This window comes from Sandarakinorhabdus sp. (assembly GCF_032115815.1).
In the GTDB taxonomy this organism is placed as follows: Bacteria; Pseudomonadota; Alphaproteobacteria; order Sphingomonadales; family Sphingomonadaceae; genus Sandarakinorhabdus.
In genome coordinates, this window is sequence record NZ_JAUMBI010000171.1 from 1 (window position 1) to 11,518 (window position 11,518).

An 11,518-nucleotide genomic window follows, 5' to 3' on the forward strand; every position below is an offset into this window, starting at 1 on the left:
GCCGCGTTATGCTGCCAATGAAGACGGCAGCTTCCGCGCCGACACACCGTTCGATCAGATGACGGAGCTGGTCCACGGCCTGAAGCACAATCCCGCCAGCCGCCGCCATATCTTCACCGGCTGGAACGTGCCGGAACTGCATCGCATGGCGCTGCCGCCCTGCCACATGACGTACCAGTATTTCGTGGCTGATGGCCGGCTGTCGGGCATCCTGTATCAGCGCAGCTGCGATCTGGGCCTGGGCTTTCCGTTCAACATCTTCGAAGCCGCCGTGCTGATCCGCATGCTGGCGCAGCAGTCCGGGCTGGAACCGGGGATGCTCACCTGGATGGGGGCGGATTGTCACCTCTATCTGAACCACGAGCATCTGGTGACGGAGCAGCTTTCGCGCACGCCCCGCCCCTTCCCGCGCCTCGATTTCGCGCGGCAACCGGACGATCTGTTCAGCTATGCGCTCGAGGATTTTGTCATCACCGGCTACGATCCGCACCCGCATATCGCGGCGCCGGTGGCGGTATGAGCCTTGATGTCACCATGGTCGTTGCCCGCGCCCGCAATGGCGTGATCGGGTACAAGGGCGCCATGCCCTGGCACCTGCCGGCCGACCTGAAGCGCTTCAAGGCGATCACCGTCGGCAAGCCGGTCGTGATGGGCCGCAAGACGTTTGAATCCATCGGCAAGCCCCTGCCCGGCCGACAGAATATCGTGCTGACGCGCCAGCCCGGCTGGACGGCCAACGGCGTAACGGTAGTGCCCAACCTGGCCGAGGCCATTGCAGCGGCGGGCCTCGATCCGCGCATCCGTGGCCACATCATGATCATCGGCGGGGCGGAGATCTATGCGCTCAGCGCGCCCATCGCGACGCGGGTGGAACTGACAGAGATCGACGCCGAACCGGAGGGCGATACCTTCCTGCCCGCGTTCGATCCGGCGCGCTGGGAGGAAGTGGCGCGGGTGGCTCATGAACCGGAAGGCGACAAGCCGGGATATGCGTTCATCACGCTGGAACGGCGATAGGGGGAATCCGATGAAGAAGCTGGTGTGGGGCACGGCGGCGCTGTTGGGCGTGGCGGCGGTGGGGTTCTTCGGCTTCGCGCCGGGCATCGTCGAGCGCGGCATGAACCGGAATACCGGCGCGACTTGGCCGGTGAGTGCTCAGGCGCAGGCGCTGCACAAGACGCTGACCGTGATCGATCTGCACGCCGACACGTTGATGTGGAAGCGGGACCTGCTGTCGAAAACCGATCAGGGCCATGTTGATCTGAATCGGCTGGAGGCCGGCAATGTCGCGCTGCAGGTCTTCTCCAGCGTGACCAAGACACCGCGCGGGCAGAATTATGAGCGCAACAGCGGCGAGACCGACAATATCACCCCGCTGGTGATCGCGCAGGGCCAGCCGGTGCGGACGTGGAACAGCCTGCTGGAGCGGTCGCTGTGGCATGCCGAGAAACTGCACGACGTGGAAGCGCGCAGCGCCGGCCGGCTGCGCATCATCACGTCACCGGCTGATCTGGCCCGGCTGTTGGCCGATCGCGCGGCGGGCAAAAAGGTAACAGGCGCGCTGCTCTCCACCGAAGGCGGGCAGAATCTGGAAGGCCAGGTCGCCAATGTCGCGCGGTTGCAGGCGGCGGGGTTCCGCATGCTGGGGCTGGCGCATTTCTTTGATACCGAACTGGCCGGTTCGATGGCGGGCGAGCAGAAGGGCGGATTGACCCCGCTGGGTGCCGAAGTGGTGCGCGAGGCCGAGAAGCGCGGCATGATCATCGATGTCGCCCACAGCAGCCCGGCCGCCTTTGCCGATGTGCTGAAGATCGCCACCCGGCCGGTCGTCGTGAGCCATGGCGGCGTAAAGGGCGCATGCGACACGCCGCGCAACCTTTCCGACGACCAGTTGCGGGCGCTGGCCGCCAATGGCGGCGTGGTGGGCATCGGTTACTGGGATGCCGCCATCTGCCAGCCAACGCCGGAGGCCACCGCCAAGGCGATCCTGCACGCGGTTTCGGTCGCGGGCATCGATCATGTCGGGCTGGGCAGCGATTATGATGGCGCCACCACGGTGGGTTTCGATACCGCGCATCTTGACGCCGTTACCCAGGCACTGATGACAGCGGGCATGAGCGCGGCCGACATCGCAAAAGTGATGGGCGGCAATACGGCGCGACTGCTTGCCGCTGGCCTCGCGCCCCGCTAAGCCGCCTCCCCATGGACCTGATCACCGGGGGCGCCGCCCTGCCGAGCCATTTGCGTGGCGGCATCGTGGCGCTGGGCAATTTCGATGGTTTTCACGCCGGTCATCAGGCCGTGGTGGGCGCCGCGCGTGATTGGGCGCGCAAGCTCGGCCGGCCGGCACTGGTGGCGAGTTTCGATCCACACCCTGCCCGACTGTTCCAGCCCGATGTGCCCCCATTCTCGCTCTCCACCATCAGCCAGCGCGGCGAATGGCTGGGCCAGTTCGGCATGGATGGCGCGGTGGTGATGCCATTCAACCGCGCGCTGGCCGCGCTTTCAGCCGAAGAATTCGTAAGCGAGTGGCTTGTAACGCGCCTGGGCGTGGCCGGCGTGGTGACCATGGCTTTGCCGGGCGGGTGGTCGATGCGGTGCAGGACAGCGCGGGCACGATCAGCTCGACCCGGGTGCGTGCCCTGCTGCGTGATGCGCGGCCGGGGATGGCGGCGGAGCTGCTGACGCGGCCGTTCACCATCAGAGGCGTGGTCGAACATGGCGCCAAGCTGGGGCGCACGCTGGGCTTCCCCACCGCCAACATGACGCTGGGGGATTATGTGCGCCCCGCATACGGGGTCTATGCCGTGCAGGTCGTGCTGCCTTCGGGTGAGCGGGTGGATGGCGTGGCCAATCTGGGCATCCGCCCGATGATCGAGCCGCCGGTGGAACTGCTCGAAACCTGGCTGATGGACTGGCAGGGCGATCTCTATGGCCAGACGCTGGATGTGCAGCTGGTCGCCTATCTGCGCCCCGAAATGAAACTGAATGGCCTCGATGCATTGAAGGCGCAGATAGCCGCGGATGCGACGGCGGCGCGGCACATGCTCAAGGGTGGGTGACAGGCACGCGCCCTTCCCCTAAAGCCCACAGCCTATGACCGCGCCCGATTATCGCCCCACTGTTTTCCTGCCGAAAACCGACTTTCCGATGAAAGCCGGCCTGCCGGAGCGTGAGCCGCAAATTCTGGCGAAATGGCAGGCAGCGGATCTTTATGCCCAACTGCGCGAAGCCCGCGCCGGGCGGCCGAAGTTCATTTTCCACGATGGCCCGCCTTATGCCAATGGCGACATGCACATCGGCCACGCGCTGAACCATATCCTGAAGGATGCAGTGGTGCGCACGCAGACGCTGCTGGGCAAGGATGCGCCCTATATCCCCGGTTGGGATTGCCACGGCCTGCCGATCGAATGGAAGGTGGAAGAAGCCTACCGCGCCAAGAAGCAGAACAAGGATGATGTGCCGGCGGTGGAATTCCGCGCCGAATGCCGCGCCTATGCCCAGCATTGGGTAAACGTGCAGCGCGAGCAGCTGAAGCGGTTGGGCATCAGCGCCAATTGGGAAAAACCCTATCTCACCATGGACTTCCAGGCGGAAGCGACCATCGTTTCGGAACTGCTGAAGTTTGCCGAGTCCGGCCAGCTTTATCGCGGTGCCAAGCCGGTGATGTGGTCGCCGGTGGAAAAGACCGCGCTGGCCGATGCCGAGGTGGAATATCACGACATCACCTCGACCCAGATCGACGTGGCGTTCGAGATTATCGAAGCGCCGGGCGCGCTGGAACTGGTGGGGGCCCACGCCGTCATCTGGACGACGACGCCATGGACCATCCCGGTGAACCAGGGCATCGCTTATGGGCCGGAGGTTGGCTACCAGCTTTGCCGCACTGCCGATGGCCGTCGCATCCTTATTGCCGCCCCACTGGTGGAAGCCGTGAGCGCGCGCATTGGTTCCGCGCTGATCGTGGAGCAGGATGTAGCCGCCCCGGCCCTCGCCGGCGCAATCGCCCGTCACCCGATGCACCATCTCGGCGACTTTTTTGCCAAGCCCCGCCCTTTCCTGCCCGGTGATTTCGTTACCACCGATGCCGGCACCGGGCTTGTCCACATGGCGCCCGACCATGGCGAGGATGATTTTGCGCTGTGCAAGGCGCATGGGATCAACCCGGTCTTTGCCGTGGAAGGCGATGGCCGTTACCGTGCCGATTGGCTGTGGCTGGGCGGGGAAGCCAAGAACGTCATTAACCCCACGCTCAACGCGCCGGAGGGGCCGATCTGCAATGATCTGCGCGCTGCGGCCGCGCTGCTGAGCGCCGGGCCGTTCCAGCACAGCTATCCGCACTCGTGGCGGTCGAAGAAGAAGGTGATCTTCCGCTGCACGCCACAATGGTTCGTCCCGATGGATCAAGGTGAGCACACGCTGCGCCAGAAGGCCGTTGCCGCCATCGCCGCCACCCAGTTCACGCCGGACAAGGGCCGCAACCGCATCGGCGCGATGGTCGAAGGCCGGCCCGACTGGGTGCTCAGCCGCCAGCGTGCCTGGGGTGTGCCGATCACCTTGTTTGTTGATCGCAAGACTGGCGACTATCTTGTTGATAAGGCGATCAACGACAAGATCATCGCGCGTTTCCGCGAGCAGGGCGTGGATGCCTGGACGCCGGAATTCGCCGCCGAACTGCTGGGCGACAAGGCCGAGCAATACGAGCAGATCACCGACATCCTGGACGTATGGTTCGACAGCGGCTGCACGCATGCCTTTGTGCTGGAATCGGGCCGCTGGCCGGAAATGCAGTGGCCGGCGGATCTCTATCTGGAAGGCAGCGACCAGCATCGCGGCTGGTTCCAATCCAGCCTGCTGGAAAGCTGCGGCACCCGCGGCCGCGCGCCGTACAACGCCATCCTCACCCACGGCTTCACCATGGATGCCAGTGGCCGCAAGATGTCGAAGTCGGAAGGCAACACGGTCAATCCGCTCGACGTGATGAAGACCTATGGTGCCGATATCCTGCGGCTGTGGGCACTGAGTGTCGATTTCACCGAAGATCACCGTATCGGCGATGAGATCCTGAAAGGCGTCGCAGATCAGTATCGCAAATTGCGCAATACCTTCCGCTATTTGCTTGGCGCTCTTGAGGGCTGGAACGAGGAAGAACGCCTGCCAGTCGATCAGATGGCGGCACTGGAGCGCTGGGTGCTGCACCGGCTGTCGGTTATTTCCGGCGAACTCAAGGTGGCGGCCGAATCCTATGACTTCAACCGTTACACCAGCCTGATCAACGAGTTCGTGCAGAATGATCTGTCCGCCTTCGCCATGGATGTCCGCAAAGACAGTCTCTATTGCGACGCGCCCACCGCACCGGCCCGCCGGGCCTGGCGCACGGTGCTGGATATCACCTTCCACGCCCTCACCCGCTGGCTGGCGCCGGTGATGGTGTTCACGGCGGAAGAAGTGTGGGGCACGCGCTACCCGGATGCGGGCTCGGTGCACCTGCTGGAATGGCCGGAAATCGAAGCCGGCTGGCAAGATACCGCGCTGGACAAGCAGTTCATGCTGGCGCGCAAGCTCCGCGAGGAAGTCTATCTGAAACTGGAAGAACTTCGCCGCGCCAAAACGGTTGGAAGCTTCCTGGAAGCCAGCGTGACCATCACCACCACCCACGCCGATCGCATCGCCGCGCTGGCCGGGCTTGATCTGGCTGAACTGCTGCTGGTTGCCGACGTGTCATTGACCCATGGCGACACGGAATCGTTGACCGTTGAAAAGGCCGATCTGGCCAAATGCGCCCGCTGCTGGCGCCTGCTGCCGGATGTGAATGCCGAAACCGAGCTGTGCGGGCGCTGCGATGCGGTGGTGAATGGCTAAGCGCGGCTTTCTCCTTGCGGCGCTGGTGCTGATCCTTGATCAGATCAGCAAATATTGGGTGCTGGAAATCATCCACCTGCCCGAACGCGGCGGCATCGATGTGTTGCCGTTCTTCCGCCTGACCTTCGTGGGCAATATCGGCGTGTCGATGGGCATGTTGCAGGCCGATTCCGATCTGGGTCGCTGGCTGCTTACCTTCATCACCGCCGGCATCGCGCTGGCGGTGGCTTTGTGGCTGCGGCGCGAGAAGAACCCGGTGGATGTGGCCGCACTGGGCCTGGTGCTGGGCGGCGCCATCGGCAATATCCTGGATCGCGTGCGGTTCGGTTATGTCGTCGATTTCCTGCACTTCTTCTGGGGGCAAACCAGCTTCTGGGTCTTCAATCTTGCCGATGCCGCGATTACACTGGGTGTGATATTGTTGCTGGCCCGCGCCGTGCTGGCCAAGCCCACGCCTGAAGCCGCTTCTGAATCAAGGGACACGAACAATGCGTAACCTGCTGATCCTGACCGTGGCCGCCCTGGCGCTGACTGCTTGTGGCGGCAAGAAGGACCGGCTTTCCGGCCGTGGCCCCGATGAACTGGCCATCGCCCGCGGCGCGCCGCTGGTGGTGCCGCCCGATTTTTCGCTGGCGCCGCCCAAGCCGGGTGCGCCGCGCGCCATGGGTGTGGATTCGCAGGCCGCCGCCATGGAAGCGCTGTTTGGCCCCGGCGTGAAGCCGCCGCCGAAGAGCGCCGCCGAACAGCAGTTGCTGGATCGCGCCGGCGCCAACACGCCCGATCCCGCCGTTCGCAGCCAGGCCGGTGATCCGCGCACCAGCACGGTGAACAAGGGCGTGTTCCTGCAGGAAGTGCTCGCAGCGCCCGTGGGCGTGCGCGACAGCAAGGTGGCTGATCTGACGGTGCCCCAGTAATCTGAGGTGAGAACGGGCGCACGGGGCGAGCAGGCTCCACGCGCTGTCGGGAGATTTACCAAACACCGGCCTTTCCTTCGACCAAGGGAAAACCCGCAAACTGTTTCGCTTTGGACGTTGCGGCTGCGCCGCTTGATTTCCGGCCGGCTTTGACGTGATGTGCCGGCCATGACGATGCGGGAAACAACAGGTGGCTGCCATTGCGGCAAAGTGCATTTTCGGGTGCGGTTCGCCGATCCGCCGGAACTGCTCGACTGCAATTGCTCGATCTGCGCCAAGACCGGGTTTCTGCACCTGATTGTCGACAAGGCGGATTTCACGCTGGAGCGCGGCGCCGATGCACTGACCGATTATCGCTGGGGCAGCGGTACGGCGCAGCATCTGTTTTGCAGCACCTGCGGCATCAAGAGCTTCTATGTGCCGCGGTCACACCCCCATGGGTTCAGCGTGAACTGGCGGGCGATTGATGGGGTGGACGATGTACAGCCGCTGATCCGTCCCTATGACGGGAAGAACTGGGAAAAGGCGCGCGCCGATCTGGGCTGATGGACGCGCGTTTTCCCACTGGAATGCAGCTGGCGCTGGCGGGTGCGCCGGCATCGCCAAGGCTGGCCGAGGCGCTGGCTGTTGATGCGCTGACGCTTGCACCCCAAGGCGGTCACATCGCCGTGCTGCGCGCCGAAAGCCTGTGTGCCGCAGTGTATGACAATGGCGATAGCCTGATCCATGCGACGACAGCCTGGCGGGCAGCGGGGCTGGCACCCGATCCTGAATCCCTTCGCACGGTACCGGCCGGCCAACCGGTGGCGACCGGTGACGACACGCTGCCCCCGCTGCTGATGTGGGCCGATGCAGCCACCGCCCGCGGCTGGGCGCTGCCGGCGGCCGAGCGGGCGGCTCTGGATCTGCCGGGGGCAGCGATGCTGGTGCTGGCCGTGATACCGCTGGCTGCCGAAGCCGCACTGGAGGCCGCCAGCCGGGCTCTGGGGCTGACCGGGCTGCAGGGCCGGGTGCTGGCCGCCGTTCTGAAAACCGGATCGATCCGCCGCGCCGCCAGCGCTTGCGGCATCGCCTACGACACGGCGCGCGGGGCGATTTCGGAAGCGATGGCGCGCGTGGGCGTGCCACGATTGCCGGCGCTGCTCAATCGGTTGACGTTGCTGGTGCTGGGTATCTGGCCGGACGGTGATGATGCCGAACAGGCAAGCCTGCTGGCGGATATGCTGGGGCTGACGCAGCGGCAGGCAGGGCTGGCGTTGGCGCTGGCGCTGGGACAGACGCGGGCCGAGGCTGCGGCAGCCATTGGCGTATCGGAAGCGGTAGCCAAGAAGGAGATCGACCAGATCTTCATCATCACCGGCGTGGGCTCGGCCCCGGCGCTGGTACGGCGGCTGGCCGAAGCGCGGGCGCTTGCCATGCTTTCGGGCGTGGCGGGCGGGGTGGTGTGGGCCGATGAAGGCCTGGCGCCACTGCGCTTCATGGCACGGCCCGATGGCAGCCGTATCGCGCTGAGCGATCATGGCCGGGCCGGCGCGCCGCCGGTGCTGGTGGTGCATAGCAGCATGACAAGTCGACACGTGGCGACGCCCTTGCTGCGGGCGCTGCAGCGGGCCGGCTATCGGGTGCTGGCCATTGATCGGCCTGGCTTTGGCATGAGCGACATGGTGCCAGCCCCCTGCCCGTTTGCAGCGGCGGTGGACGATCTGGTGTTGGTGCTGGAGGCGCTGAAGATTGACCGCATCGCCATGGTGACGCGCGGCGCGGCGCAATTTGCTTTGGCAGCGGGCCGGCGGCTGCCGGAACGGCTGGGCCGGGTGGTGTTGGTAAACCCTGATCCGCCCTCACGCATGAGCGGCGAGGTCGGCGGCGTTGTTTCGGTTATAAAGACCTTGTTCTGGAAGAACCCCACGATGGTGGCCGGCTTTGCCAGGCTGCTGGCGAGCCAGTACACGCCAGGCAAGGCCGAAGCCATCATCCGCCGCACAGTTGAGGCCAGCCCGCCCGACCGCGCGTTCATGGCTGATCCGAAGAATATTGCCGAATATTACCGCGCCAGCCGGGCGTCGACGACGGGGCGATACCAAGGCTATGTCGCCGAACAAGTGGCCTTTGCCACCATGGCCGACGATGCGCCGCTTCAGGGCACTTCTGGCTGGACAGTGCTTCTGGGCGGCGTGGATGTGATCCATGATCCGGGCAGCGTCGCGGCCTATTGGCGGATTGTGCTGCCAGATGCGGCGCATGAGACCGTGGCCGGCGCCGGACGGTTTCTGGCGATGACCCACACGGATGCGGTGCTGGCAGGGCTGGGGCCGGCAACGAATTTTTGACCATACCCCACAATCGGGGATGGGCGCGGCGCGGCGCCCCGTGCATCTGGCAGATCATTGATTTTACGGGGAGCGTGACGCGCGGAGACCAAGCTTCTGATCAAGGCGGCGATTTTGGCGGCGGTGGTGGTGCCGGCCGGCGCGGCACAGGCCAGCCTGACCGTTTCCTTCTTCAATGGCATCACCAATTCGAACCAGTCTACCAGTACAGCCGCCGGGGGCCCGATCAGTCTTTCTGGCGCTGATTCGACTGTGGATGGACGGGCATTGGCCGGTTCGGCCCTGGCTGATTATGGAGTCGCCAAGGCCACGGCGACAGCAACCGGATCGGCTTTTGGGCAGGTGCAAAGCGAAGCCCGCGCCATGTGGGGGGACAGCATCACCATCACCACCCCGGGCAGCAGCAGCGGCTTCTTCACTGCCCGCATGGCGTTTGAAAATCAGCTGGGCTTTGGCGCGGGCGGTTTCAGCTTCAACACCTTCGATTTCCAGTTCATCGCCACGCAGAATGTTGCCGGTGATCGCTACTTCTACGCCTACAATCTCAACACCAGCTTCACCTCGCTGCTGACCTCAACCTTGTTCATCAACAACAACGGTGCGAGCAGCACGACGGTATCAAACAGCCTCCCCGACGGACCCGTAGTAGTGGATTTCCTGATCCCGTTCACCAGTGGCCAGGCCTTCACGATCAGTTCCAGCCTGACCTGCGGTGCCCGTGGCAATCTCACGACAGCGGTGTGCGATGCCGGCAACTCCGCCTATTGGGGCGGCATCCGATCGGTGACCAACAGCAATGGCGCCCAGCTCATGGATTGGTCGGTGAGCAGCGGATCCGGCACCAACTGGCAGCAGAGCTTCATCCCGGCCACCGGCGCGGTGCCGGAACCGGCTAGCTGGGCCATGCTGATCGCCGGCTTTGGCCTGGTGGGCGCCACGCAGCGGCGGCGCAAGGTTGTGGTGGCGGCCTGAAACCGCTGCTGACCCGTTCCGTAGCTAAAGGGTCGGAGCTGCCGGATGGTCGGCTTCCAGACGTGCCGATGACCCAGGCACGGCGGCGCGTTCTACCCCCAGTGTTGCGGGGGCTGGTTGTCCGGGGGGCAGCCAGGCGCGCCGCCCCTTCCCTTCATCGCCCGGTCTGTCCGCGGTGCAGCAGCATGGCATCGGCGAGCACGAGCGCGACCATCGCTTCCAGCACCGGCGCGGCGCGGATGCCGACGCACGGATCATGACGGCCCTTGGTGACGATTTCGGCGGCTGCACCGTCCTTCGTGATGGTTTCAACCGGCGTCAGGATCGAGCTGGTCGGCTTCAGCGCCATGCGCACAACGATGGGCTGGCCGGTGGAGATGCCGCCCGCAATGCCGCCAGCGTGGTTGGAAAGGAACTCAGGGCCATCCTGACCCCCGCTTTTACTGGGCCGCATCCGGTCGGCATTTTCCTCCCCGCGCAGGCGGGCAGCGGCGAAACCGTCACCGATTTCGACGGCCTTTACGGCGTTGATGCTCATGGCGGCATTGGCCAGTTGCGCGTCCAGCTTGTGATAGAGCGGGCTGCCCCACCCGGCCGGCACCCCGGTGGCCACGCATTCGACGATGGCGCCCAGCGAAGAGCCTGACTTGCGGGCGGCGTCGAGATGATCTTCCCAGATCGCGGCCGTCACGGCATCGGGGCACCAGAAGGGATTGCGCTCGATCTCGGCCGGGTCAAAGCGGCTGCGATCAATGGCAATACCACCGATTTCAACCAGATAGGCGGTGATGCTGACATCCGGAATGATCAGCCTCGCCACGGCGCCGGCGGCCACGCGGCTGGCGGTCTCGCGCGCCGAGGAACGCCCGCCACCGCGCGGATCGCGCAGGCCGTATTTGGCGTCGTAGGCATAATCGGCGTGGCCGGGCCGGTATTTGGCGGCGACGTCGCTATAGTCCTTGGAGCGCTGATCGACATTCTCGATCATCAGGCTGATCGGCGTGCCGGTGGTGCGGCCTTCATACACACCCGACAGGATGCGGACTTCATCCGGTTCCTGGCGCTGGGTGGTGAACTTCGATTGGCCGGGCCGGCGCTTGTCGAGGAAGGGCTGGATATCGGCTTCGGACAGCTCGAGCCCCGGAGGGCAGCCATCCACCACCGCGCCGATCGCCGGCCCATGGCTTTCGCCCCAGGTGGTGAAGCGCAGCAGGTGTCCGAAGCTGTTGAGGCTCATTTTTCGAGCCCGATATCCGGCGCGTCCTCGGCCTTCATGCCGATCACGTTGTAGCCGGCATCGACATGGTGGGTTTCCCCGGTCACGCCGCTGGCCAGATCGGAAAGCAGGTAAAGGCCAGCACCGCCAACATCCTCGATGGTGACGTTGCGGCGCAGCGGGCTGTTATATTCATTCCACTTCATGATGTAGCGGAAATCGCC

Annotated in this window: 13 protein-coding genes; 11 read left to right on the forward strand and 2 right to left on the reverse strand. The window is 64.9% G+C overall.

The window, feature by feature from the left end; genetic code table 11:
* The 11 genes from thyA to RT662_RS10105 form a co-directional block, all read left to right on the forward strand.
* Positions 1-520: thymidylate synthase (gene thyA, locus RT662_RS10060; protein ID WP_313670580.1), on the forward strand; the 520-nt coding region annotated here is incomplete at its 5' end.
* Positions 517-1,017: a dihydrofolate reductase gene (locus tag RT662_RS10065; RefSeq protein ID WP_313670581.1), complete on the forward strand. Its 501-nt coding sequence runs from the start codon at positions 517-519 to the stop codon at positions 1,015-1,017. The genes thyA and RT662_RS10065, both read left to right, overlap by 4 nt.
* A gap of 10 nt (positions 1,018-1,027) precedes the next feature.
* Complete coding sequence (locus RT662_RS10070; protein WP_313670582.1) at positions 1,028-2,191, forward strand: dipeptidase; 1,164 nt, start codon at positions 1,028-1,030, stop codon at positions 2,189-2,191.
* An 11-nt stretch (positions 2,192-2,202) separates the two neighbouring features.
* Entirely contained in the window at positions 2,203-2,685 is a 483-nt protein-coding gene (locus tag RT662_RS16250) for a hypothetical protein (protein WP_409530160.1), read from the forward strand.
* On the forward strand, positions 2,634-3,062 hold the full coding sequence (locus RT662_RS16255) for a riboflavin kinase (RefSeq protein WP_409530161.1): 429 nt from the start codon (positions 2,634-2,636) through the stop codon (positions 3,060-3,062). The genes RT662_RS16250 and RT662_RS16255 overlap by 52 nt, the downstream gene beginning before the upstream one ends.
* Positions 3,063-3,096: 34 nt before the next feature.
* Positions 3,097-5,862: an isoleucine--tRNA ligase gene (ileS, locus tag RT662_RS10080; RefSeq protein ID WP_313670583.1), complete on the forward strand. Its 2,766-nt coding sequence runs from the start codon at positions 3,097-3,099 to the stop codon at positions 5,860-5,862.
* Positions 5,855-6,358: a signal peptidase II gene (gene lspA, locus RT662_RS10085; RefSeq protein ID WP_313670584.1), complete on the forward strand. Its 504-nt coding sequence runs from the start codon at positions 5,855-5,857 to the stop codon at positions 6,356-6,358. Before ileS ends, lspA begins: the two co-directional genes overlap by 8 nt.
* The gene (locus RT662_RS10090; RefSeq protein WP_313670585.1) at positions 6,351-6,776 is read left to right on the forward strand and encodes a DUF3035 domain-containing protein; all 426 of its coding nucleotides are present in this window, start codon (positions 6,351-6,353) and stop codon (positions 6,774-6,776) included. The genes lspA and RT662_RS10090 overlap by 8 nt, the downstream gene beginning before the upstream one ends.
* A 168-nt stretch (positions 6,777-6,944) precedes the next feature.
* Complete coding sequence (locus RT662_RS10095; RefSeq protein WP_313670586.1) at positions 6,945-7,322, forward strand: GFA family protein; 378 nt, start codon at positions 6,945-6,947, stop codon at positions 7,320-7,322.
* Positions 7,322-9,106 carry an alpha/beta fold hydrolase gene (locus RT662_RS10100; RefSeq protein ID WP_313670587.1) on the forward strand — a complete coding sequence of 595 codons (1,785 nt, stop codon included), beginning with the start codon at positions 7,322-7,324 and terminating at the stop codon, positions 9,104-9,106. Before RT662_RS10095 ends, RT662_RS10100 begins: the two co-directional genes overlap by 1 nt.
* A gap of 114 nt (positions 9,107-9,220) precedes the next feature.
* Complete coding sequence (locus RT662_RS10105) at positions 9,221-10,078, forward strand: PEPxxWA-CTERM sorting domain-containing protein (RefSeq protein ID WP_409530162.1); 858 nt, start codon at positions 9,221-9,223, stop codon at positions 10,076-10,078.
* 154 nt (positions 10,079-10,232) lie between these two features.
* On the opposite strand, the gene aroC is transcribed toward RT662_RS10105, so the two are convergent.
* A complete protein-coding gene (aroC, locus tag RT662_RS10110) occupies positions 10,233-11,315 on the reverse strand; it encodes a chorismate synthase (protein ID WP_313670588.1) in 1,083 nt (360 codons plus the stop codon).
* The coding region (locus tag RT662_RS10115; RefSeq protein WP_313670589.1) for an SDR family oxidoreductase at positions 11,312-11,518 on the reverse strand (207 nt) is incomplete at its 5' end. The genes RT662_RS10115 and aroC, both read right to left, overlap by 4 nt.